Annotated in this window: 19 protein-coding genes and 2 pseudogenes; 11 read left to right on the top strand and 10 right to left on the bottom strand. The window is 60.9% G+C overall.

The annotated features are described in order from the left end of the window. Positions 1 to 36: 36 nt before the first annotated feature. Positions 37 to 1,029, bottom strand: a complete 993-nt coding sequence (locus tag PWP93_RS36965; RefSeq protein WP_421029052.1) for a slipin family protein — start codon at positions 1,027 to 1,029, stop codon at positions 37 to 39. A 685-nt stretch (positions 1,030 to 1,714) separates the two neighbouring features. Between PWP93_RS36965 and PWP93_RS36960 the strand changes: the two are divergent. Beyond that, a pseudogene (locus PWP93_RS36960) lies at positions 1,715 to 2,128 on the top strand (transposase); the annotation flags it as partial. Positions 2,129 to 2,375: 247 nt separating this feature from the next. Beyond that, a protein-coding gene (locus tag PWP93_RS36955) for an IS3 family transposase (protein ID WP_421028881.1) occupies positions 2,376 to 3,550 on the top strand; the annotation gives its coding sequence in 2 pieces (ribosomal slippage) (positions 2,376 to 2,625 and positions 2,625 to 3,550; 1,176 coding nt in all). Positions 3,551 to 3,925: 375 nt separating this feature from the next. On the opposite strand, the gene PWP93_RS36950 is transcribed toward PWP93_RS36955, so the two are convergent. From PWP93_RS36950 to PWP93_RS36935, 4 genes are all read right to left on the bottom strand, one after another. After that, positions 3,926 to 4,477: a DUF1003 domain-containing protein gene (locus PWP93_RS36950; protein ID WP_421029053.1), complete on the bottom strand. Its 552-nt coding sequence runs from the start codon at positions 4,475 to 4,477 to the stop codon at positions 3,926 to 3,928. A 181-nt stretch (positions 4,478 to 4,658) separates the two neighbouring features. Beyond that, positions 4,659 to 5,540, bottom strand: a complete 882-nt coding sequence (locus PWP93_RS36945; RefSeq protein ID WP_421029054.1) for an ADP-polyphosphate phosphotransferase — start codon at positions 5,538 to 5,540, stop codon at positions 4,659 to 4,661. A gap of 81 nt (positions 5,541 to 5,621) precedes the next feature. Further along, positions 5,622 to 6,740 (bottom strand): alpha/beta fold hydrolase, encoded by a 1,119-nt coding sequence (locus tag PWP93_RS36940; RefSeq protein ID WP_421029055.1) that lies wholly within the window; start codon positions 6,738 to 6,740, stop codon positions 5,622 to 5,624. A 64-nt stretch (positions 6,741 to 6,804) separates the two neighbouring features. After that, a complete protein-coding gene (locus PWP93_RS36935; protein ID WP_421048393.1) occupies positions 6,805 to 6,987 on the bottom strand; it encodes a hypothetical protein in 183 nt (60 codons plus the stop codon). Between the two features lie 206 nt (positions 6,988 to 7,193). Here PWP93_RS36935 and PWP93_RS36930 point away from each other — a divergent pair, with 206 nt between their 5' ends. Next, positions 7,194 to 8,459 carry an IS256 family transposase gene (locus PWP93_RS36930; RefSeq protein ID WP_421023143.1) on the top strand — a complete coding sequence of 422 codons (1,266 nt, stop codon included), beginning with the start codon at positions 7,194 to 7,196 and terminating at the stop codon, positions 8,457 to 8,459. A gap of 40 nt (positions 8,460 to 8,499) precedes the next feature. On the opposite strand, the gene PWP93_RS36925 is transcribed toward PWP93_RS36930, so the two are convergent. From PWP93_RS36925 to PWP93_RS36910, 4 genes are all read right to left on the bottom strand, one after another. Beyond that, positions 8,500 to 10,719 carry a plasma-membrane proton-efflux P-type ATPase gene (locus PWP93_RS36925; RefSeq protein ID WP_421048392.1) on the bottom strand — a complete coding sequence of 740 codons (2,220 nt, stop codon included), beginning with the start codon at positions 10,717 to 10,719 and terminating at the stop codon, positions 8,500 to 8,502. A 346-nt stretch (positions 10,720 to 11,065) separates the two neighbouring features. Beyond that, complete coding sequence (locus tag PWP93_RS36920) at positions 11,066 to 13,534, bottom strand: plasma-membrane proton-efflux P-type ATPase (protein WP_421029057.1); 2,469 nt, start codon at positions 13,532 to 13,534, stop codon at positions 11,066 to 11,068. Positions 13,535 to 13,635: 101 nt separating this feature from the next. Beyond that, the gene (locus PWP93_RS36915) at positions 13,636 to 14,832 is read right to left on the bottom strand and encodes an acetate/propionate family kinase (protein ID WP_421029058.1); all 1,197 of its coding nucleotides are present in this window, start codon (positions 14,830 to 14,832) and stop codon (positions 13,636 to 13,638) included. Then, positions 14,829 to 16,223, bottom strand: a complete 1,395-nt coding sequence (locus PWP93_RS36910) for a bifunctional enoyl-CoA hydratase/phosphate acetyltransferase (RefSeq protein ID WP_421029059.1) — start codon at positions 16,221 to 16,223, stop codon at positions 14,829 to 14,831. Before PWP93_RS36910 ends, PWP93_RS36915 begins: the two co-directional genes overlap by 4 nt. An 81-nt stretch (positions 16,224 to 16,304) precedes the next feature. Between PWP93_RS36910 and PWP93_RS36905 the strand changes: the two genes are divergently transcribed. Continuing rightward, positions 16,305 to 16,463 (top strand): hypothetical protein, encoded by a 159-nt coding sequence (locus PWP93_RS36905; protein ID WP_421029060.1) that lies wholly within the window; start codon positions 16,305 to 16,307, stop codon positions 16,461 to 16,463. Between the two features lie 93 nt (positions 16,464 to 16,556). Here the strand turns inward: PWP93_RS36905 and PWP93_RS36900 are convergent, their stop codons facing one another. Beyond that, positions 16,557 to 16,799 (bottom strand): hypothetical protein, encoded by a 243-nt coding sequence (locus PWP93_RS36900; RefSeq protein WP_421029061.1) that lies wholly within the window; start codon positions 16,797 to 16,799, stop codon positions 16,557 to 16,559. Between the two features lie 494 nt (positions 16,800 to 17,293). Between PWP93_RS36900 and PWP93_RS36895 the strand changes: the two are divergent. From PWP93_RS36895 to PWP93_RS36865, 7 genes and pseudogenes are all read left to right on the top strand, one after another. Beyond that, positions 17,294 to 18,355, top strand: a pseudogene (locus tag PWP93_RS36895) (IS630 family transposase). A gap of 609 nt (positions 18,356 to 18,964) precedes the next feature. After that, a complete protein-coding gene (locus tag PWP93_RS36890) occupies positions 18,965 to 19,657 on the top strand; it encodes a CBS domain-containing protein (protein WP_421029062.1) in 693 nt (230 codons plus the stop codon). A gap of 19 nt (positions 19,658 to 19,676) precedes the next feature. Further along, complete coding sequence (locus tag PWP93_RS36885) at positions 19,677 to 20,114, top strand: universal stress protein (protein WP_421029063.1); 438 nt, start codon at positions 19,677 to 19,679, stop codon at positions 20,112 to 20,114. 45 nt (positions 20,115 to 20,159) lie between these two features. Beyond that, positions 20,160 to 20,531, top strand: coding sequence for an STAS/SEC14 domain-containing protein (locus PWP93_RS36880; protein ID WP_421029064.1), 372 nt, complete (start codon positions 20,160 to 20,162; stop codon positions 20,529 to 20,531). A 97-nt stretch (positions 20,532 to 20,628) separates the two neighbouring features. Next, positions 20,629 to 21,795 (top strand): 4Fe-4S dicluster domain-containing protein, encoded by a 1,167-nt coding sequence (locus PWP93_RS36875; protein ID WP_421029065.1) that lies wholly within the window; start codon positions 20,629 to 20,631, stop codon positions 21,793 to 21,795. Continuing rightward, complete coding sequence (locus PWP93_RS36870) at positions 21,782 to 22,240, top strand: cyclic nucleotide-binding domain-containing protein (protein ID WP_421029066.1); 459 nt, start codon at positions 21,782 to 21,784, stop codon at positions 22,238 to 22,240. Before PWP93_RS36875 ends, PWP93_RS36870 begins: the two co-directional genes overlap by 14 nt. Continuing rightward, complete coding sequence (locus PWP93_RS36865; RefSeq protein ID WP_421029067.1) at positions 22,221 to 23,081, top strand: FAD/NAD(P)-binding protein; 861 nt, start codon at positions 22,221 to 22,223, stop codon at positions 23,079 to 23,081. Before PWP93_RS36870 ends, PWP93_RS36865 begins: the two co-directional genes overlap by 20 nt.

The raw sequence follows: 23,081 nt of genomic DNA, 5'->3' as shown, positions 1-23,081 counted from the left end.
CTTCCCGCCCGTCCGATAACCGGATGTATACGTAAATTAGGTCAATTGCTCCGATGTTTCGAGTTGCCGGTTATTTTCACTCGTCCTGTCAACCTCGCTCTCCGACGGCTCCCCGCGCTCTGCGCCTGACGCCCTATGGCCCATCGTCGAAGCCTGATTCAGTTGCTTTGTGAGTGCAGCAAGTCCGGCGATGGAGCCCAGTTGCATTGTCTCCACCGCTGAACTTGGGACGACAACGATCGTAGAATTCTGCTTCAATCCCTCATAGAGCATGTTCATTGCCCTGAGATGCAGCGCGACTGGGTCCTCGACATAGCGCTTTGCGGCTTCGCCAAATTTTTCTGCGACTTGCCGCTCCGAATCACCCAGAATTATGCGTGCCTGCCTTTCCCGTTCTGCCTGCGCCTGCATCGACATCGCGTCCTCGAGTGACGAAGGGATCAAAACGTCCTTGACTTCAACAGAGATAACAGTGATACCCCATGGTTCGGTGCGCTGGTCGATAATCCGACCAAGCTCATCGCTGATTTTCTCTCTGCCTTCGAGCATGTCCGCAAGTACCGTTTTTCCGATGACGTCGCGCAAGGCCGTTTGTGCGGCCCACGTGATGGCACTCCAATAGTCTGCAACGTCCAGGGCGGCCTTTCGGGGGTCAATAACTTTCCAGAAGAGTACCGCGTCGACGTCGACCGGCACGGTGTCTTTCGTAAGCGTCTTTTCGGCCTTGAAGGCACTCGTAATCACACGGGTGTCTATCCAGTACGGAATCGTCTCGATAATAGGGATGATAAAAAATACTCCCGGGCCATTGACTGAACGAATGCGACCCAATCGCAAAACAATGGCTTTTTCCCACTGATTGGCGATTCTGAGCGATGAACTGAGCAGAAAGGAAATGACCAATGTCGCGGGAATGATAAGCAAGCTTTCCGTGTACGAACCGATAACGATTTCGTGGTACGAAAGAAGAAAACCTGCGCATAAAACAATGACAAATATGAGACCGCGGAGCGCATTACTTTGCCTCATGGCATCCTCTCTTCCGGAATATCCCCGACTACAACGGGCCTTCCGCTAGTGGGGCGCCGCAATTGACGGATTTCTAACCGCCTCAAGGGCGACGCTATGACAGCTAAGCCCGCACCCCACCACCTAGCCAAAGGAAGCAGGCAGGCGAAATGGCTCAGCCGTCTCCTTTTCTCAGTCGGCCACCGCGTGCACAGTAACTGGCAGATCAACAGCGTGCCGCATCAGCGCAGGTCAGGTGATGGCAACCTGAAAACCAGCCTATTCGCTGAATAGCCTGGTGCAACTGACCTGGATCAAAAGACCACATCACGTGAGCCCGGAGTGGCGACTTGATATGTCGGCTTCTCCTTCAGGGGGAAGAACTGGATGGCGGATCTGCGCATCGGCAAACACCCCAACGGCCCTACCACCTGCGCGAGCACAAGCGGAATGAGAAAGCACCCGCATTGGGGAACGAACGCGTCGCCATGGTCAAATTCGCGGCTCAAGCGATTGATCATGTCTGATACGCGGCTGAGCCATGCTCCCTCGCGCTTGCCGGTCACCTCGCGATCTTTGGGCTTTGGCGATTCCGTCGCTCAAGGTCGCACTCGACGTCACTGACAATGTCGATGACGTCTTGATTCCCTGCCCGGATGCTGGTCCGGGCAAGCCTTCCTGAGGCATGTTGCGGAACTTGAGGGATGATGCGCATGCTGGGCGCTTCCCATTGCGTGGCAAAGCGGCCAAGATCATGATCAACGACGCGCGGCAAGCGGTACAGGATGCGAGCGCGGAGATCACGCTGGGTGCGGACAAGGGTTACGACGCACAGGAATTCATCGAGGCCTGCCACGAGATGAAGGTCACACCGCACGTAGCGCAAAATACTGCGGGGCGACGTTCGGCGGTGGGCGACACGATTGCCTCGAGCGTGGGCTACGCCATTTCTCAGCAAAAGCGCAAGCTGATCGAACAAGGCTTCGGCTGGGCGAAGACCGCGGGGCGCATGCGCCAAGCGATGGTGCGCGGGTTGAAGAAGGTGGATCAGATGTTTGTGTTGAATATGGCCACCTACAACCTCGTGCGTCTGCGATCCTTAGCACAGGTCCGTCCATAGTGACGGTAAACGCGCACATGAGGCCAGGAATTGGCCTCAAAGCGCTTAAGAGGACGTTGAATTCGCATTGAATTTGCGCAATGCGAAAGATCTTGCCGCGAGAGCCGCGTAATTGGAGCGAGGCCGCGTCAGTGGTGTATTTCAGCGACCTGTTAAGCCGCAACTCACCACACTGGTCTGACCTTGCCCTCGAAAAACGTATCCGTTATTGAGAGTGTGTAAAACTTCAGTGACGGAGGATTGAGCAATGGGTAACCCGAGGGCGCGGTACACGCTGGAATTCAAGGTTGAGGCGGTTCGCATGGTGCGTAACGGCCAGAGCCAGGCGGCGGTGGCAAAGATTCTGGGCATCAGTACGCAGACGCTAAACAGCTGGCTCAAGGCTGACGAGGCTGGCAAGCTCGCTGGCGCAGGCAAACAGGTATCGGCCGAACAGATGGAAATTGCGCGACTCAGGGCAGAGAACGCGAAGCTGCGCATGGAGCGCGACATCCTGGGAAAAGCGACGGCATACTTCGCGAAGAGGTCGGCGTGAAGTATGCCTGGATTGAGCGGCACAGCCGACAATGGCCGGTATCCGTGGCCTGTGAGGCGCTGGGTGTCAGCCCCAGTGGTTATCACAACCGCAAGGCCCGAGACGTTGATCCTGATCGGCCGCGCCGACGTATCAGCAACGATGCGTTGCTGGTCCACATCAAGGCCGTGCACGCCGAATCCAAAGGCGAGTACGGCTGGCCGCGCGTGTGGAAAAAGCTGCTTGCGCAAGGCATTCGCGTGAGCAAGGACCGGGTTCAACGGCTGATGAAGCTGCATGGCATCAAGGCGCGGACCAAACGCCGCTTCAAGGCCACGACAGACAGCAGCCACAACCTTCCGGTCGCACCGAACCTGCTGCAACGCGACTTCTCGCCGGCGAAGCCCGATCAGGTCTGGACGACAGACATCACGTATCTGTGGACCGACGAGGGCTGGCTGTACCTGACGGTCATCCTGGATCTGTTTAGCCGCCAGGTCGTGGGCTGGTCGCTCAAGCCGCACATGCGCACGGAGCTGGTTTCTGACGCGTTGCGTATGGCGTGGTTCCGTCGTCGCCCCGAGACCGGTCTGATCGTGCACAGCGACCGTGGGAGCCAATATTGCAGCGCCGAGTTTCAGGACCTGCTCAAGAGCTACGGCATGCAAAGCTCGATGAGTCGCCGAGCAAATTGTTGGGACAACGCACCGACCGAAAGCCTGTGGGGATCGCTGAAGCAGGCGCGCATCCACGGCAAACGCTTTGCGACGCGTCGCGAAGCGATGGACGAGGTAATCGACTGGTTGAGCTTCTACAATCATTCGCGCTTGCACTCGACGTTGAATTACGTCAGTCCGATGCAATTTGAACAAGACTGGCACGCCGCACAGCGAAAGGAAGCGGCATAATAAGTGCTCGGTTAGCGGATGCGAAAATCGCGGGCAACGTCAGTCCGATATGGCTCCGCAGGGTGAGGACTGGTCGTACGAGAACAAGTTCAAGTAGGCGATTTGCCGTCCATCGTCGATGTGGCGCCCGCGCTGAATGAGGTCTATGCGGACTGGCGTGTGCGCGCCGCATGGCTGACGTCGTTGACGGCTCTCTTTACGGTGGCGATTGCGATGGGCGCGTGGATGCTCGTGCGCGAACTCCGACGCCGGCTGCGCGCAGAGGCACAGAAAGCGCACGAAGCCGGGGCTGTCTGGGCCTGGCGCACACGTGGCTCACTCACACTGCAGGTCGGTCACGCCTCCTGCAGTGTCTCGTTGGCTGGTCAGACGGCGCTACGCATCTCCCTTGTGTTTCGTCAGCTTGCCGTGCACTTCGAGTGTCAGGGCCTCAATACGCTCGCTCAGTGCCTTTGTCATTTCGGTGAGACGGGTATTCTGTTCAAGCAGGGCAACGAGCTGCTCCGTTTGCTGGGCAGCTAACGCCTGCCGCTGCTCACTCGCCTTGGCGAGGTCTTCGCGGTGACGAGCGTCGGCGTCCGCATGTGCCTTGTCACGGTCCGCCTGGCGCGTTTGTGCAAGCAGAATCATCGGTGCGGCGTACGCAGCCTGGAGGCTGAACGCAAGATTGAGCAGAATAAACGGGTAGACGTCGAATTTTGTCCATCCCAGTACGTTCACGACAATCCACACGCCAACTATCGCGGTTTGCGCCACGAGAAAGGTCGGTGTCCCAAAGAAACGCGCGAAGTGCTCGGCCTTGCGCCCGAACCAGTCGTCGCCGAACACCGAACTGAGATGAAGGTGCTGCATGTGAAACCGGTAATGATGGTTGACAGCCCCCGCGTTATCGGAGATCAACACTTCGTTGTCACTTGCTTCACTCATGGTAATGGCCTGTCTGTCGGGAATCCGTTATGATGCCTTGCACGTGCATGACCCTCACCTGCGGCCGGCTTTCGCAGACTATCCCTTCATGCAAAGGTGCAGGTCATCAATGCGCTGGCGAAATCCGCGGCGCAGCGCCGAGCGACTCCGGCGTTCAGTGTGTCTCGCTTTCCGGCGGCGCTTAACCGCCCTCATCTCCCGCGAGCTGGCTGCGAATCCCGGCCAGTTCCCTTCGTCGCGCCTGCGTTGTCTCGGGATAGCGCAGCTTCAGGCGCTCGAACGTATCCAGAATGATCTGCGACACGACGAGCCGCGCGTTCTCCTTGTCGTCGGCAGGCACGATGTACCAGGGGGCTGCATCTGTGCTCGTCGCACTCAGGCATTGCTCATAGGCACTCATGTACTGCGCCCAGAACTTGCGCTCTTCGATGTCCGCCGTGCTGAATTTCCAGTTCTTGTCGGGTTCGTCGATGCGCGCGAGGAAGCGCTTGCGCTGCTCCTCCTTCGAGAGGTGCAGAAAGAATTTTACGATACACGTGCCATTGCGATGCAGGTGACGCTCGAGATCGTTGATCGAGCGATATCGGCCCTGCCACAGGTTCTCGCCGGTGCCCGCGTGGGAGGCCACGCCCTCACCGGCCAGTATCTCCGGATGCACCCGCAGGATCAGTACTTCCTCGTAATACGAGCGGTTGAAGATGCCGATGCGGCCGCGCTCAGGCAGGTCGCGCGTGGTACGCCAGAGGAAATCGTGCTGAAGCTCCTGCGCGCTCGGATGCTTGAAGCTGAACACCTGGCAGCCCTGTGGATTGACACCCGACATGACGTGCTTGATCACTCCATCCTTTCCCGCGGCGTCCATCGCCTGGAAGATGAACAGGACCGCGTAACGATCATCGGCATAGAGCAGGCTTTGCTGCTCGCTCAAGTGCCGGATGTGTTCGTCCAGCATGGCGTGATACTGGCTCTTCGACTTGTAGACCGGGGCCACGCGCGTGGGCCACTTCCCGAGTTGAACCAGCGCGCCCTCGCGTACCCGAAAGTCACCGGAATCGATTTTCATCCTGCCTCTCCCAGCCTGCGCGTCATGCCCCCTGGCGCCATGAACATGGCACGGTCGACGCGCCCTCGTCGATCATCGGCCTCACTGCCCCGCGATCCATCGGGCGATCTGCGGCCAGTGTTCCGACAGCGTTCTCGCCCCCATGAATAGACCAATGTGCCCGCCCGCGACGGTCTTCCGGACAATCAGGTCTTTTGCTGTACCGAGATACCGGCTGGCATCGAGGACCTGCTCGGGCGTGGTAATGTCGTCCGCGGCACCCGCGAGCAAAAACGCGGGGCAGACGATGTCGTGGAGGTCGAGCCTGCGGCCCAGCCCGACGAACGTGCCTTTCGCGAGCCGATTCTCCTTGAAAAGCTGCGTGATCGCCTGGAGGTACCAGCGTCCCGGCAGGTCGATCGGGTTTTCGTACCAGCTCTCGAACGCTTCCTCCTTCGCGAGGTACGAGGGATCGTCGATATGTTCGTACAGATCGACATGCTGCTGGATGTAGTGCTGGTCCGGGTGCATGTTCTTCCAGCCCTGCAGCATGAATTTACCTTTCATCAGGCCGCCGCCCAGTTCGACCAGTTCCTCGTAGAACGACAGCGGCGACGTGTGCACCATCCGTTTGATCGCTCCGTTTCCGGCATCGGTGTCGATCGGTGAGCCCGCGAGCACGAGTTTGGCCACCTTCTGGGGAAAGCGCGCCGCAATCATGGCCGACGTCCAGCCGCCCTGGCAAAGCCCGACGAGGTTCACGCGCCCGCCCAGGTCGTCGATGGCCACCACCAGTTCTGCCAGATAGTTGTCGATTTCCAGGTCCTTCATGTCGGGCGTGGCCGACTTCCAGTCGGTTAGCGCCACATGGCCTATGCCGTTCGCAAGCAAGGTTTCGACGAGGCTCTGCCCCTGGCGGTAGTCGGCGATCACCGCGGTGTGTCCGGCATAGGGCGCGACGACCAGAGTCGGTACGTGGCCATCCGGCTTGCCATAGTCCCGCAGCAGCATCGTGCGCAGGTCCAGACGGATCTGGTTCGCCGTTGCGAGCTTTGGCCTTGACTCCTCGCGGATCCTGATCTCTTCGTCGATGAACTTGAGGTTCCTTGCGTAAAGCTCACCACCTTCCTCGAGAAGTGCCTGCGCCATGGCCACGGGCCAGAATGCGGGTACGCTCAGCAACGACAGCCCGGATGTTTTGATCGAGGGTTCTTTCGGCATATACATTTCCATGATGTGAATGGGCAACGGGGCCGTGAGGGCTTGCGCACGACCGGCCCCGTGGTCAACGAAACTTCGTTGCGTGCGGCATCAGATTGCCTTCCACACGTGACAGATGACGCTCCTGTCTCGCTTCGCGGTGATCGAGCAGACGGTACACAGCGATCTTGATCATGCTTGCCACACCGAACGACAGCAGCGCGTAGGCCCAGACCAGCAGCGCGTAACGCCAGCCGGTCGGGGCCATGAACAGGCCGTAGACGACCACCAGCGTGCCGGCAAGCTGGGTCAGTTCACACGGTACAACGAGCTTAAGGTTGGGCCAGGGGCGCTGCGAGCTAAAGTCGGAAGTGGTGTACGGGGGAGTTGAGGCGGGAAGTTGAAGGCGGTGGAGGTTTCAGCTGAGAATCTGATTGTCGAAGTCGGAATCCAGCAAACATCAAACCATCCACCATGAGCAAGGATACGGAAAAAGCAGTCGTCGGTCTATCGGGAGTCGGGCTTGGCCTGGACGAATTGGTTCGCCAGGGAGCGCGGCAGGTGATTCAGCAAGCGATCGAAGCGGAGTTGGCGGAGCTGATGGAGCGGTTCGCGAACGTCAAGACTTTGCACGGGCAACGCGCCGTGGTGCGTAACGGCTACTTGCCAGAGCGCGAGGTGTTGACGGCCGCCGGGCCGATTGCGGTAAAGGTGCCGAAGGTGCGCGATCGATCGGGGTCGGGCGTGAAGTTCAATTCGACGATCGTGCCGCCGTATGTGAGGAAGTCGCCTCGCGTGAGCGCAGCGCTGCCCTGGCTGTATCTGAAGGGCATCTCGACGGGCGATATGGGCGAAGCGTTGCGCGTGCTGCTGGGCGATGACGCCAAGGGCTTGTCGGCCAACGTGGTGAGCCGGCTGAAGGCGCAATGGGCCGACGAGCATGTGGCCTGGAGCCGGCGTGACATGTCCGGGTCGCACTACGTCTATTGGTGGGTCGACGGCATTCACACGGGGCTGCGCAGTGAGAACTCCGACGGGCAATGCTTGCTGGTCATCATTGGTGTGAAACCGGACGGGAGCAAAGAGCGTGTGGCGATCGGCGATGGGTATCGCGAGACGAAAGCGTCGTGGCTGGAGCTTCTGCTCGACCTGAAAAAGCGCGGTCTGACGGCAGGTCCACGGCTGGCTGTCGGCGACGGCGCAATGGGCTTCTGGGCGGCGCTGGAAGAGGTGTTTCCGGCGACGCGTGGCCAGCGCTGTTGGTTTCACAAGATGGGCAACGTACTGAACGCGCTGCCCAAGTCGCAACAGGCACGCGCGAAGGCCGACATGCAATCGATCTGGATGGCCGCGACCCGCGCCGATGCGCACGCCGCGTTCGATCGTTTCGTGTCGATCTATGCAGCCAAATATCCGAAGGCGAGCGAGACGTTGAAGAAGGACCGGGAGAGCTTGCTCGCGTTTTACGAATTCCCTGCCGAGCACTGGCAGCATCTGCGCACGACCAACGCGATTGAATCGACGTTCGCGACGGTGCGCCACCGTACGACGCGCACGCGTAACTGCGTGTCGCGACCAACCTTCCTCGGACTGGCATTCAAGCTGATCGAGGAAGCTGAGAAAACCTGGCGCCGTATCAACGGCCCGGAGAAGATCAAGCTGTTGCTCGAGGGCGTTGCCTTCAAGGACGGCGAACCGGTGCAAGACGATCGGCCGGTTCAGCAGAAACTCGCCGCTTGAAATCGACCGCCATCAAAAAGCTCATACACCACTATTGACGTTAGCTCGGGCGCTGCCACACGGCGCCCCTGTTGCGCGTGAGGTAGATCGTCATGTGACCGGAAACGAGCAGCTTCAAGAAGATGAGTGCCTGCACGACCGGCAGTGGCAAGGCGAGGTAATCCCGTACGAGCCAGAACAGGCCAAAGCTTTCGATCACACCATAAACGCCGAGTACGGACGCGACGGTGAGCACGCGCGCCATGTCCCACCTTACGGGCTTCGTGGCCATCGGTGCATTGTCATACGCGATCATCATGATCGGCAGATCATTGAGCAGGGCCAGCAGCACGACCATGATGGCAGTCACTGGATAGAAGTTGAAGACAAGAATGCTCGCCGTCATGAACAGCAGCAGACGGATCGTCTCGGCGATCCGGTAGATCGCGTAGCTCGTCATGCGCTCGAAGATCCGCCGCGCCTCCTCGATCGCCGTCGTAATCACCGACAGACCCGGCGCGGTCAGCACGAGGTCGGCCGCGGCGCGTGCTGCGTCGGTCGCGCCGCTCACCGCGATGCCGACGTCGGCCTGCTTGAGCGCTGGAGCATCGTTCACACCGTCGCCCGTCATGCCGACGATATGCCCGGCATCCTGCAGCGTCTTGACGATCCGGAACTTGTGTTCCGGGAACACCCGCGCAAAACCATCTGCGGCGAGAATGCGCCCTAGCTGCTCGCCCTCGTTGTCATGTTCGAAAACCGATTCCGCGACGACAATGTTCTGGCCAAGCTTGAGTTGCCCCGCGATTTCCTTCGCGATCGCCTCGTGATCGCCCGTTACCATCTTGATCCCGACGCCCATCTCGCGGGTGGCCGCGATCGTCTGCGCACAGTCGTCGCGCGGCGGGTCGAAAAGCGGGAGAAGTCCCAGGTAGTGCCACTTCCCCGTTTCGTCGGTTTGCGCGACACCGAGCGTGCGAAACCCTCTCGACGCCGCCTGCTCGACGCTATCAGCGATCGTGCGGCGCGTGTGCTCGTCCGGTGCGCAGAGATCGACGACAACCTGCGGGGCGCCTTTGGTCACCTTGAAGCCGCGGCCCTCGCCCTGGACGTCCGCCTCTGCGCGCTTGGCGACCGGGTCGAACGGGCGAAAGCTTTTGATCGTGTAGCGATTCGTCGCGCCGGACGGCATGCCGGCGAGGATGGCGGCGTCGATCGCATCCGGCGCCTCGCGGCGAGAGGCCAGTGCCGCGGCCAGCATGAGTTCTTCAGGCTTGACCGATGCCGCGGGCTCGATCTGGCCCAGCGTCAACTCGTTTTTGGTGAGCGTTCCGGTTTTATCGCTGCACAGCAGGTCCATGCCCGCCATTTCCTCGATCGCCACCAGCCGCGAAACGATGGCTTTCAGCTTCGCCAGACGCTCCGCTCCAATAGCCATAGTGACGGACAGGACCGCAGGCAGCGCAACGGGAATCGATGCGACCGTCAGTATGAGAGCAAACTGGATCGTCTCGACCACAGGATCGCGGCGAAACAAAGCGGCCAGACCGATGAGCAGGACAAGGCCGATCGTAACCAGGATCAGGAAATTGCCAATGCGCAGCACGGCGCGCTGAAAGTGCGAGACGGTGCTCGCCTGTTCGACCAGGTGCGCTGTCTTGCCAAAATACGTTTGCATGCCGGTTGCGGTCACGACACCGCTCATTTCTCCCTGCTTCGCGATCGAACCGGAATAGGCATCGTCGCCAGCCTTCTTGTCGACGGGCAGCGATTCGCCCGTCAATGCTGCCTGATCAACGCTCAGATACTCTCCGTCCACGAGTTTCAGGTCAGCGGGTATCACATTGCCGAGCTTCACGTGCACGAGATCCCCCGGAACGAGCAGGCGAGCTTCGATGTCCTTCCACTGGCCGTCGCGGCGCACCCTCGCCTTGAGCGCGAGCCGCTGCTTCAGGAGCGCAATCGCATTGTCGGCCTTGAATTCCTGCCAGAACCCCACGCCCGCATTGACAAGCAGCATGGTTACGATAATGGCGAAATCGTCCCAGTGCTCAAGCACTGCAGACAGGACGGCGGCGATTTCGATCATCCAGGGTATCGGCCCCCAGAAGAAACGCGCCAGGCGCTCGAATGCGGTAATGTGGTGCTCGCTCAGGACATTCTCGCCAAACCTCGCCAGTCGCCTGGCCGCCTCGTCCTCGGTCAGGCCCTGGCTTCCACTCACCGGAGTCTCACCGGCCTCGACCTGAGATTTATCCTGTGTCCGCTGATCCGGGCTCATATCGATCCAACTCCCGCTCCATCCGAATTCCAGTCGCGCCTTGTCTGGCCCGTGAACTGCAATTGCGCTCCTCGTCACTGCAGCGGCGACCGCCATTGGCATACTGGCGATGTCTGCCCGCCCAGATCCGGTTGTGGCACATGCGGAATACGTTTCGCCCGTCCGTAGCGCCACGCCGATGTCTGGTCGCCGCCTGTCATGTAACGTCAACCAAATAGAGGCGCGCCCGTTACCCGGCATAGCCTGTAGTACAGGACTGTCATGACGATTGTCAGACTATTGCCCATGAACGACCTTCACGTTGATTTATGTCAAGCCGAATGGGCAGCTTGTTAAAGCCGCGCCTTCAGGTTCCTTTCGGTAACGGCGCAAGGTGTTGCTCGACCCGCGCGAGATGACGTGACTGGCGAGCCGCGCGGTGGTCAAGCAGCCTGTATACGCTGATCTTGACCACACTTGCGAGCGCGAACATCACAAGCGCATAGCCCCAGACCATGAGCGCGTAGGTCCAGCCCGTCGGCGCCATGAACCAGCCGTAGACGACCGCCAACGTCCCGATCACCTGTGTTGTCTCGCACGACACCACCAGCCGCCAGTTTGGCCAGGGACGATGCCAGACCGCCCCCTTGTTGCGCGTGAGATAGATCGTCATATGCCCGGCAACCAGCAGCTTCAGGAAGATCAGGGCCTGCACGAGCGGCAGCGCGAGCTTCAGGTGGTCACGAACGAACCAGAACAGGCCAAAGCTGCTCAGGACCCCGAACACGCCGAGTACAGAAGCGATCGTCAGCACCCGCGTCATATCCCATCGCACAGGGTTCATCGCAAGCGGAGCGTTATCGTAGGCGATCATCATGATGGGCAGGTCGTTCAGCAATGCGAGCAGCACGACCATGATCGCCGTGACTGGATAAAAATTGAAGACGAGGATGCTCGCGGTCATGAACAGCAGCAATCGAATGGTTTCGGCGATCCGGTAGATTGCATAGCCGGTCATCCGCTCAAAGATGCGCCGGGCCTCTTCGATGGCCTTTGTGATAACAGAAAGGCCAGGCGCCGTTAGCACAAGATCGGCGGCTGCGCGCGCGGCATCGGTCGCCCCGCTTACCGCGATTCCAACGTCGGCCTGCTTCAATGCGGGGGCGTCATTGACCCCGTCGCCAGTCATGCCGACGATATGGCCTGCAGTTTGCAGCGTCTTGACGATCTTGAACTTGTGCTCGGGGAAGACCCGGGCAAAGCCGTCTGCGGCAATGATGCGCGCGAGCTGCTCGCCTTCGTTGTCGTGTCCGAACACGGATTCAGCCACAACGATGTTCTGTCCGAGTTTCAGCTGGCCCGCGATCTCTTTGGCGATCGCTTCGTGATCACCCGTCACCATCTTGATGTCGACGCCCATCTCACGGGTCGCAGCAATTGTCTGTGCGCAATCCTCGCGCGGCGGATCGAATAGCGGCATCAGCCCAAGGTAGCTCCACTTGCCCGTCTCGTCGGTCCGGGCGACACCGAGGGTACGGAAGCCTCGCGCAGCGGCGCGTTCGACGCTCGCAGCAATTGCGCGCCTTGCATCCTCGTCGGGGTCACAGAGGTCGGCGATGATCTGGGGCGCCCCTTTGGTGACCTTGAAGTGCCTGCCCTCGTATGTCACGTCGGCCTCGGCCCGTTTTGCGACCGGGTCGAAGGGATGAAAATCTGTGATCGCGTAGCGATTTGACGACTGATCTGATGGCATCGCGGCGAGGATGGCTGCATCGATCGCGTCGGGCGCGTCGCGGCGCGAGGCGAGGACAGCTGCCAGCATGAGATCGTCGCGTCGCACGCCTTGTGCGGGCTCGATGTCTCCGAGCGTGAGCTCGTTCCTGGTAAGCGTCCCGGTCTTGTCGCTGCATAGCAGATCCATGCCTGCCATCTCTTCGATGGCAACCAGACGCGAGACGATCGCCTTGAGCGCGGCGAGGCGTTCGGCACCGACGGCCATTGTGACCGAGAGGACAGCGGGCAGCGCAACGGGAATGGAGGCGATGGTCAGGATCAGCGCGAACTGGATTGTCTCGACCAGCGGATCGTGGCGGAACAGGGCGGCGAGCCCAATGAGCAACACGAGCCCGACTGTCACCATGATCAGGAAGTTGCCAATACGCAGTACGGCGCGCTGAAAGTGGGAGACGGTTCTAGCCTGTTCCACAAGATGGGCGGTCTTGCCAAAATAGGTGTTCATGCCGGTTGCAGTCACGATGCCGCGCATTTCGCCCTGCTTGGCCACCGATCCGGAGTAAGCCTCGTCGCCGATCTTCTTGTCGACCGGCAGTGACTCTCCGGTCAATGCCGCCTGGTCAACGCTCAGGTAAGCGCCATCGACGAGCTTCAGGTCGGCCGGGATGACATTGCCAAGTTTGACGAGGACGAGATCGCCCGGGACGAGAAACCGGGCTTCGATGTCTTTCCAGACACCATCGCGTCGCACGCGTGCCTTCAGTGCGAGGCGCTTCTTCAGCAACGCAATGGCATTGTCGGCCTTGAATTCCTGCCAGAACCCGACGCCAGCATTGACCAGAAGCATTGTCAGGATGATCGCAAGGTCTGCCCAATGCTTTAGCGTGGCCGAGAGCACTGCCGCTATTTCGATCATCCAGGGGATCGGCCCCCAGAAGAAGTGAGCGAGCCGCTCGAGCACGGTAACGTGATGCTCGACCAGCGCATTTTCGCCGAATTGGTCGAGGCGCCGAGCCGCCTCGGCCTCCGTGAGTCCGCACTGGATAGCGGCCTGCTCGACTGCTGGCTGGCCCGCCTCATAGGACAGCTGATCCTGGTTCATGCCTACCTCCTTCCTGCGCGTTTGATCCAAACCGATGTACGGTTCAGCGCCATAGGCGACACACCGCCATTGCCGATTGCGTCCCGTATTGCTGCCGGGGTTCAAACGCCTTGCGCCTGACGCCCGAGAAGCGTCCAGACGTGCTGTGCGATCATCAGGTCTTCATCCGTCGGAATGACCAGGGCTCGCACCTGGCTCTCGTCGCGGGTGATGCGCGGGCCGCCGGACCGGTTTGCAATGTCGTTCAGATCCACACCGAGCCACGTTGCCTGCTCGCAGACCCGGCGTCGAATTTCGCTTGCGTGTTCTCCGATGCCTGCAGTGAAAACCAGCGCATCGAGGCCGCCCAGGGCTGCAGCCAGGGAACCCAGTTCCCTTCCAATGCGGTAGACGAACAGATCGACGGCGTCTCGCGCGCCAGGCTCGTCGCTCGCCAGCAGGACACGCATGTCGTCGCTCAGGCCCGAAACGCCAAGTAGGCCTGATTCCTGATAGAGGAGGTGGCTGACGGTGTCGACCGACATACCCTTCTCCTGCATCAGATAGAGGACGACGCCCGGGTCAAGGGTTCCGCAGCGGCGACTCATCGGCAGGCCATCGAGCGCGGTAAACCCCATTGTCGTTGCCACGCTTTTTCGACGCCGCATCGCGCACATGCTTGCGCCGCGTCCCAGGTGTGCAACGATCACGCGACCATCAGCGGCCTCGCGCCCAATGAACTGCGGGAGCACACTCGCAATGTATTCGTAGGAAAGCCCGTGAAATCCATAACGCCGAATGCCTTCGTCACCCATTTTTCGCGGTAAGGCGAAGGCAGTCGTCACCGCAGATTGCGTATGATGGAAGGCGGTATCAAAGCAGGCGACTTGCGGCAGCGCAGGGTGCAGCTTTGAGACGCCCTGAATTGCGGCAATGTGATGTGGCTGATGAAGCGGCGCCAGCGGGATGAGACGCTGGAGTTCGGTCATGACGGTCGCGTCAATGCGAACGGGCGCCGTATAGCGCAGGCCACCGTGCACGATGCGATGCCCGGCCGCCATCACGCATTGGTCTGGATAGCGACGATCGAGCCACAGTCGTAGCACGGAGAGAGCGTCCTCATGCGTCGTTCCGGGAGGGTAATCATCGGCCAGAAACGTACCTGCACGATCTTTCACGATGAAATGCAGTTGATGTCCAATGCCTTCGAACTCGCCTTCACAGACGAGATCCTGGCGACTCGGTAGCCTGTGGCCTGGAAAAACCGAGAACTTCATACTTGACGAGCCGGCGTTCAGCACAAGGATGGTATCGCTCACGGCTTCGTTCCGCCCTGATGGCGCGCGAGCAGCAACGCGACCGCGCAGGAGGCGAGCCGTGCAAGCGTTTTATCGGCACGGCTCGTCAGGATGATGGGTACGCGGGCGCCTAGCACGATGCCTGCGATCTCCGCGCCGGCGAGATACTCGAGTTGTTTGGCAAGCATGTTGCCGGCTTCGAGATCCGGCACAACGAAGATATCGGCGCGGCCCGCTACCGGGGATTTGATACCTTTGGTCCTCGCAGCTTCTTCGGATACCGCATTGTCGAATGCGAGCGGCCCGTCCAGGATGCCACCGGTGATCTGGCCGCGATCGGCCATCTTGCAGAGCGCCGCGGCATCGAGCGTGGAGCGCAATTTCGCGGTGACAGTCTCGACGGCGGAGAGTATTGCGACACGAGGCTCGGCAATGCCCAGCGCATGTGCGAGATCGATCGCGTTCTGAATGATGTCGCGCTTGTCGTCGAGCGTGGGAGAAACGTTAATGGCTGCGTCCGTGACGAACAACGGCCTTGGATAGGCGGGCGCGTCGATCGCAAAGACGTGGCTGATACGTCGCGCGGTGCGCAAGCCGCGCTCGTCGTCGACCACGGCGTGCATCAGTTCATCGGTGTGAAGCGCGCCTTTCATGAGCGCCTGGACCCTGCCGGCTCGAGCCATCGCCACGGCTTGCGCGGCCGCAGCTTCGCTATCCGTGGTGGCCACGATCTCACAGGGCGTGAGATCAAGCTGGGCCCGATCCGCAGCCGCGCGAATGCTTGCATCTGGTCCGACAAGTATCGGGACGATGAGGTTCGCACGCGCGGCCTCGATAGCACCCGCGAGTGATGCCGAATCCACTGGATGCACGACGGCGGTTCGTAACGGCTTGAGTCCGCGCGTCATTGCGATGAGACGCGTGTAGCGTCGACCTTTCTCGAATAGTTCGAATTCGGGAAGCGCTTCGGCCGGACGCAGGATTTTTTCTGTTGGAGCAACGACTTCTGTAATGCCCGTGATGACGTCCCCGCCACGCTGGTTAACAGCACGGCACTCCAGTGTGACCCGATGGCTGGCGTCGTCCTTGCCGGTGACGCGTACCGACACGGTAATCGTGTCGCCGAGTGCGAGCGGTTTCGCGAAGTGAAGGGACTGGTCCACGCAGACAGTGCCGGGACCGGGAAGGCGCGTGCCGATTACGGTCGAGAGCAGGGCGCCGGCCCACATGCCGTGTGCCACGTTATTCGGCAAAGGGGCACTTCGTGCGATGCCCTGCTCCAGGCTCATGGTGGTCGCATCCCCAGCCATGGCGGAATACAGTTCGAGGTCGCGGTGTGTGAGCGTTCGCACCAGGCTCGCCGAGTCGCCAACGTTTAACTCCGCGTATGTGCGGTTTTCGATTCGTTCCATGGTGTGTCCTCTGACCCGACTCCATAGCGGTCGTGAGGGGGGATCAGTCGCACAACGCGCTTGACCTGAAGACTATCGTCGATGAATCTGGATGTCGAATTGATCGACGTCAACGAGGCGGGACCCTGCAAGGTGATGGAAAGGGAAGGCGCGGTGATCAAAGCCCGCGGTTTTCGTGCCCCAACCGGGACCCGCGTGGAGATCGGCGCGCAGTTCAAAGTGCTCGACAGGGCGCGATGACGCGACGTGGGTACGTCAGGTTTTTATATAAGCGTGGTTCTCGCCGCCAGGGGCGCATGTGTGTTCCGCGCGCGGATCGGGCGATACGCTCGTTCACAGGCCGATGAAATAAAGCTGTACACCGGCTTGCTCGGCCCACGCCCGGAAGTCGTCGATATGAGCAAATTCGATCTCCCGGTCATGATAGACGCAGCAAAATCCGAATGCCGTTTCGTAGACGATGACCCACTCCGGGTTATCGTGGAGACCGGCACGCAGCGCCGACTGCAGATCGCTCCAGTGCACTGCAGTGCCAATCCACTGACCCGCCGCGTCCAACCAGCGAAAGTGTTTCACCTCAGACTCCACTTCAGGTGCGTTCTCCGCAGGCAACGCGACACGCGCTCAATACTTCCGGGCAATGTTGCTCTCGGCGGTGCCCGGGCCGTGCGAGGCGAACGGATTTTCGTCCCGCGTCACGCATCAACGGCTTTCACCGCGTGTGCATCCACAGTTGCGTAGCAGGCACTTCGATTATTTTTCTACCCAATAGAAGTACAGGTCCGCGGGAGTGGTCTTGCTGAGCCTGACCACGCGGGTCTGGACCTGCCCACCATTGGCTGCGCTCACCGTGCCCCGCCGGTACCTTCGCGAGGAAGAACGGTCCGCTGGAAACGGCACTCATGAGTGTCTTGCCCTGCGCGTCCTGGATGGACACGCGTACATCGGAGAGGTACGCGCCGGTACCTTTCGTTGCAAACGTCATACGGAGGTTATAGTCCTTGCTTGCCGCGCGAATGGCCTGCTGCTAGTCGATTGCGTCATTGAATTGGCACCCCATGTGTGTTCAGATACAGGTCATGGGAAAAATGAATCTGACAGATATCGAACGGGAGCAACTGCAGTCGGCCGCGCGTAGCCGAACCGTGCGGGCGGCGGACGTGCGACGTGCGAAGTTGATCTTGATGCTCGAGGACGGCGAGTCGCGCGACAGCATCATGCGCACACTCGGTTGTGACTCTCGCTTCATCGCGCGCTGGTCGGCGCGATTCCTCAGTGAGCGGCTGGCCGGCATGTATGCCCGGCACCCCGGGCGAGCGCCCAGGGTGCCACCCGCGAGACTGGAAGCGCGGGTGCTCAATCGCACCCTCAAGCACAAACCCCCGGACGGCTCGACACACTGGAGCAGCTACAAGCTCGCGGCAGAACTCGGCGACGTGTCGGTCTCGAGCGTGCAGCGCATCTGGCGCAAGCACGGTATCAAGCCGCAGCAGCTCGAGCGGCACATGGTCTCCAACGACCCGGACTTCGAGGCCAAGGCGGCCGACGTGATTGGGCTGTACCTGAACCCGCCGGCACACGCAGCGGTGTTCTGCGTGGACGAGAAGACGGCGATCCAGGCGCTCGACCGCAAGGACCGAATGCTGCCGCTGTCGCCGGGGCGCGCTGAGAGCCACGGCTTCGAGTACAAGCGCAACGGCACGCTCAGTCTGTTCGCGGCATTCAACACTGCCACTGGCGAGGTGTTGGGCAAAACGGCGGCACGCCACACCAGCGAACAGTTCGTGGCCTTCCTGACCGACGTCGTTGCCAGCTAGCCCAAACGCCGCGAAATCCATGTCATCTGCGACAACGTCAGCAGCCATAAGACGCAGCGGGTCGCCGAGTTCCTCGATGCCCATCGCAACGTGCGCCTGCACTTCACGCCGACCTACTCGTCGTGGCTCAACCAGGTGGAGAACTGGTTCTCGCGCATCCAGCGCGATGTGATCGCGCGCGGCATCTTCAGTTCAGTGAAGGATCTGGATCGCAAACTGATGCATTACATTCGCGAGCACAACAAGAACCCGAAGCCAATCAAGTGGAAATATGCCGAACCTTCGCGTCGGATTCGAGCGGTGCCAATTCAATGACGCAGCGGACTAGCCTGCGCCAATTCCGCCGCTGATGTAGACCACGCCGCCCTGCGTGGCGGGTGACAACGGCGACGGTTCTCGCGCCAATATTCCTGGCGCCACCGCTAACGCGCCTGACGCCAGCAAAGACATAATTAAGCCGTTGAATCGTTTCATCATATGCCTCCAGTAAGCCGGCACGGCGTACCGTCGCGAATCGAAACCGGTTCACGATAATTTGCAGGCTAGTGCTTCGGCGGAACAGCGGATTGACCTGAATCATGACAGGGCGTCCTGCCCTGGCGAGCAGGTTTTCCCATCACATGGCCGTAGCCCGCGCACCACCGGGATGAAACCGCTGACTTCGGAAATCACATACGTTGCGGGGCATCCCGGCCCTGAGATTGCCCGCTGGGGCGAACAGCACGCGCGCGCAAACCCCGTGCAGAAGCGTGGGGGCTCGACCGTCCCGTCACAGGCGGCTGCGCGCCGGGCGGACGGAAAAGCGATGGCGATCCACCTTGAAACCAATTGATGCAGGTCAACTTTCCGGTGTCGGGCCAGCATAGGCTGCTCCTACGGTAACAAGCAGCGGTGTGCGAGCGTTCAGGGTGAAAGGAGATGGCCATGCAAGCTGTCGATGTCATGACTCGGAAAGTCGTGTCCGTCAAGCCGGACATGACCGTGCGGGAAGCCGCAGCACTTCTCGTCGAACATGAAATTAGTGGAGCGCCGGTCCTTGACTCTCAGGGACATTTGCTCGGCATGATCAGCGACGGTGATCTGCTGCATCGGGTTGAACTCGGCACGGGAGAGCCCCGCCGTTCGCGGTGGCTCGAAATCTTCTCAGCCAGTCATGATGCCGCAGCCTATGTCAAGGCGCATGCGCGGCTGGTGAAAGACGTCATGACGGGGGGCGTAGTCACCGTCGACGAGTCGACGCCGCTAGATGAAGTTGCCAATCTTCTTGAAAGCCATCACATCAGACGCGTGCCGGTGATGCGCGGAGACCAGGTAGTCGGCGTTGTCAGCCGGGCCAATCTTGTCCAGGCGCTGGCCATTGCGCCTCTTGAGCCCAACACGCTTCAGGCCGTGAGTGATCGCGAGATCCGGGCCATGTTGATGGGGGAGATTGCCAGCCATAACTGGGCCCTGTCTGGCCGTAACATCATTGTCAGGAACGGCGTCGTCCACCTGTTTGGTTACTACGTGTGGTCCCCCGCTCAGGTGCAGGCATTGCGGGTCGCGGCTGAAAGCGTCCCTGGTGTGAAAGCGGTCGAGGATCATACGTGCGCCACACCGGCCACGGTGGGAATATAACTGACAGGGCAGGACGATCATGAACTGGATTGTCGCGGCGACGGATGGTTCCGAGGGGGCCAACAGGGCGGTCGAATATGCGGCCCGTTGGGCCAGTCGCGAGCACCTGGGACTTCTGATCGTCAATGCCATCGGCGGATATGGCCTCCCGGAAAAAGCGCTCAGAAACCTGACGCAGGCGCGCAATGCCTGGTTTGACGAAATGTTGACGGCACTTTCCGCCGAAACTCTCAAGGACGCGCGAGACCGCGCATGGTCCATCGGGGCTAAATCGGTTGAACTGGAATCGAGAGCCGGAGAGGTCGCCCCAACGCTGATCGAAATTGCCGCGCAAAAGAACGCCCAGGCGATTGTCGTCGGCAAGCGCGGGACGGGACGCGTTGCCGGTCTGCTGCTGGGCAGTGTCTCGCAGGCGCTTGTGAGTCTCGCACCCGTGCCGGTGGTCGTTGTCCCATGAACCGGGATTTCTCCAGGTTTGCCAGAGGCGTAAAAAGGAGTCGAGATGATAGAGATCGTGGCAAACCTGCCAGACGGGGTTGCAGGATTTGTGGCAAAGGGGCGCGTGACAAGAAAGGACTACGAAAACGTCCTGATTCCCGCGATGGAGAGGATGCTCAAGACTCACCGGAAGGTGCGGTGCTATTTCGAAGTGGGGCCGGAGTTTTCCGGCATGGATCCCGGCGCCGCCTGGGAAGACTTCAAGCTTGGTGTGCAGCATCTGACGCAATGGGAACGCATGGCGGTCGTGACGGACATCGAGTGGATGCGGATTGCACTTAGCGTCTTCCGCTTCCTGATCCCCGGGGAACTGCGCATCTTCGGCGTCTGCCAGTCGGCGCAGGCGCGCGGGTGGCTCATCGAGGACAAGGAGTGACTAGCGTGGCGCCGCAGCACTGGTGATGCGGTTCTTCTCGTAGTCCGGATACGGCACGTCATGAGCACCACGAGCCGTTGAGGATGTGGGGACAGACATGATCAAGCATTCGCCAACCCGGGAGCTGTCGGTGATCGGCGCCCGCGAGGGGATCCAGACGCTGGTCGACGCACTCGCCGCGCAGGGCTATCGTGTGCTGGGGCCGACAGTGAAAGACGGTGCGATCGTCTACGACGATGTGGCCAGCGTCGACGATTTTCCCGCAGGTTGGACGGACCGGCAGGACGCGGGGCGCTACCAGCTCGAACGACGCGGGGATGCGGCGCTCTTCGGTTTTGCTGTCGGCCCGCACTCATGGAAGCGCTTTCTGCATCCACCCGTCGAGCGCCTCTTTACCGCGCATGAGGGCGATGACGGCCTGACCTTCGCGCCCGTAGCAGAAACGCCCCGGAAACTCGCGTTTATCGGCGTACGAGCCTGCGAACTACACGCGATCCAGGTACAGGATCGCGTCTTCAGCAGTGGACCCTGCGTTGATCGAGGTTATGCGTCGCGCCGGCAGGATACGTTCATCGTCGCGGTCAATTGCGGACAGGCGGGCGGAACGTGTTTCTGCGTGTCCATGCAAACGGGACCGGCTGTCGAATCCGGATTTGATCTCGCGCTGACCGAGTTGCCTCAGGATTGCGGGGGTGACCTTGTCGTCGAAGCCGGCAGCCTGGCGGGCGCGGCGCTCCTCGAGCGCATTCCCCATCGGCCGGCAACAGACGCGCAGGTGGCAGCGGCACGGGCGGTGGTGGCGCGCACGGCAGGCCAGATGGGCCGCTCGATGCAAACGGAGGGAATCAGGAATCTCCTTCAGGATAACCCGCACCATCCGCGTTGGGCTGAAGTCGCCGACAGGTGCCTGAGTTGCGGCAATTGCACGATGGTCTGTCCGACCTGTTTTTGCACGACGGTGGAGGACCATTCTGATCTCTCAGGAGAAACCGCCGGGCGCATCCGCATCTGGGATTCGTGCTTCACCCTCGATTTTTCGTATATCCACGGGGGCAGCGTGCGCCAGACGAGGCAGTCGCGCTATCGCCAGTGGCTGACGCACAAGCTCGCCAGCTGGATCGATCAGTTTGGCACCTCCGGCTGTGTCGGTTGCGGACGGTGCATTACGTGGTGCCCGGTGGGGATCGATATTACGGCAGAAGTCGCGGCATTGCGGGCGGCGCCGGATACCGCCCGTCATGGAGAGGACCATGGAGGGGCTTGAGCGCATCCTGGCCGGGCACCCGTTTTTTGCTGGCTTCGAGGCCGGGCATCTGCGGCTCGTTCAGGGCTGCGCGCGAAACTGCCGGTTCGACGAGGGGCAGTACCTTTTCCACGAGGGCGAGCCCGCTGAGGAGTTCTTTCTGATCCGCCATGGACGCGTCGCGCTGGAGATCGTCGAACCCGGGCGAAAGCCGGTCGTGTTCGAGACGCTGGGCGAGGGCGAGATCGTCGGCGCATCGTGGCTCGTTCCGCCGTATCGATGGTTGTTCGACGTACGGGCGATGGAGCTGACGCGGGCGATCGGCATCGATGCCGCCTGCCTGCGTGGCAAATGCGAAAGCGATCACCATCTTGGCTACGAAATGATGAAGCGCTTTTTGCCGATCCTCACGCAGCGCCTTCACGCTACCCGCCTGCAGATTCTCGATGTCTATGGAAAACGCTGAGGCCGTCGAAGTGGGGCCCGACAATCCCTTTGTACCCCGCAGCTATCGCGTGATGCGCAGGCGACGGGAACTCGCGGATACCGTCACTCTGGATCTCGTGCCTTTATCGGGTGTGCGCCCTGCCTTCGCGCCCGGGCAGTTCAACATGCTTTACGCTTTCGGGATCGGCGAGGCGGCGATCAGCGTGAGCGGCAATCCGGCCGCGCACGACACGTTCGTCCACACCGTTCGCGACGTCGGGGCGGTCAGCGGCGCGCTCGCGAGGATGACGGAAGGCGCGGTCATCGGCTTGCGCGGGCCATTCGGCAAGGGCTGGCCGATGGAGGCCGCAACCGGGACGGACATCGTCATTGTGGCGGGCGGGCTCGGTCTTGCACCGCTGCGCCCCGCCATCCACGACATTCTTGCCAATCGGGAACGCTACGGCCGGGTCGCCATCCTGTTCGGCTGCCGCCACCCCAGGGAGATTCTCTATCGCGCCCAGCTGGAGCGATGGCGTCGGCAGCTCGACATCGAGGTCGACGTCACCGTTGATCACGCGGATGCCGGCTGGCGTGGCCACGTTGGCGTCGTGCCTTCACTGGTCGCCCGCACGACATTCGACAGCAGTGCGGCGACGGCACTCATCTGCGGACCGGAAGTGATGATGCGCTTCTGCATCAGCGCGCTGCGCGAGAAAGGGTTCCCGGCCGGGCGGATCTATCTGTCGATGGAGCGCAACATGAAGTGTGCGATCGGCCTGTGCGGTCACTGCCAGTTCGGCCCGGCCTTCATTTGCAGGGATGGGCCGGTGATGCGCTACGACGCCATCGCGAATTTTCTCACTGTACGCGAGATATGA

Source organism: Paraburkholderia sp. A1RI-2L (assembly GCF_048957375.1).
GTDB lineage: Bacteria > Pseudomonadota > Gammaproteobacteria > Burkholderiales > Burkholderiaceae > Paraburkholderia.
Note: the sequence above shows the minus strand (reverse complement) of the source record. Positions and strands in the feature narration are given on the sequence as shown.

Coding starts and splice junctions, on each gene's coding strand:
- PWP93_RS36865 (WP_421029067.1), top strand. CDS start 22,221: ATGTCTATGGAAAACGCTGAGGCCGTCGAAGTGGGGCCCGACAATCCC.
- PWP93_RS36950 (WP_421029053.1), bottom strand. CDS start 4,477: ATGAGTGAAGCAAGTGACAACGAAGTGTTGATCTCCGATAACGCGGGG.
- PWP93_RS36905 (WP_421029060.1), top strand. CDS start 16,305: ATGAATCTGGATGTCGAATTGATCGACGTCAACGAGGCGGGACCCTGC.
- PWP93_RS36940 (WP_421029055.1), bottom strand. CDS start 6,740: ATGCCGAAAGAACCCTCGATCAAAACATCCGGGCTGTCGTTGCTGAGC.
- PWP93_RS36875 (WP_421029065.1), top strand. CDS start 20,629: ATGATCAAGCATTCGCCAACCCGGGAGCTGTCGGTGATCGGCGCCCGC.
- PWP93_RS36910 (WP_421029059.1), bottom strand. CDS start 16,223: ATGGAACGAATCGAAAACCGCACATACGCGGAGTTAAACGTTGGCGAC.
- PWP93_RS36890 (WP_421029062.1), top strand. CDS start 18,965: ATGCAAGCTGTCGATGTCATGACTCGGAAAGTCGTGTCCGTCAAGCCG.
- PWP93_RS36870 (WP_421029066.1), top strand. CDS start 21,782: ATGGAGGGGCTTGAGCGCATCCTGGCCGGGCACCCGTTTTTTGCTGGC.
- PWP93_RS36920 (WP_421029057.1), bottom strand. CDS start 13,534: ATGAACCAGGATCAGCTGTCCTATGAGGCGGGCCAGCCAGCAGTCGAG.
- PWP93_RS36930 (WP_421023143.1), top strand. CDS start 7,194: ATGAGCAAGGATACGGAAAAAGCAGTCGTCGGTCTATCGGGAGTCGGG.
- PWP93_RS36945 (WP_421029054.1), bottom strand. CDS start 5,540: ATGAAAATCGATTCCGGTGACTTTCGGGTACGCGAGGGCGCGCTGGTT.
- PWP93_RS36885 (WP_421029063.1), top strand. CDS start 19,677: ATGAACTGGATTGTCGCGGCGACGGATGGTTCCGAGGGGGCCAACAGG.
- PWP93_RS36935 (WP_421048393.1), bottom strand. CDS start 6,987: ATGGCCCCGACCGGCTGGCGTTACGCGCTGCTGGTCTGGGCCTACGCG.
- PWP93_RS36880 (WP_421029064.1), top strand. CDS start 20,160: ATGATAGAGATCGTGGCAAACCTGCCAGACGGGGTTGCAGGATTTGTG.
- PWP93_RS36965 (WP_421029052.1), bottom strand. CDS start 1,029: ATGAGGCAAAGTAATGCGCTCCGCGGTCTCATATTTGTCATTGTTTTA.
- PWP93_RS36925 (WP_421048392.1), bottom strand. CDS start 10,719: ATGAGCCCGGATCAGCGGACACAGGATAAATCTCAGGTCGAGGCCGGT.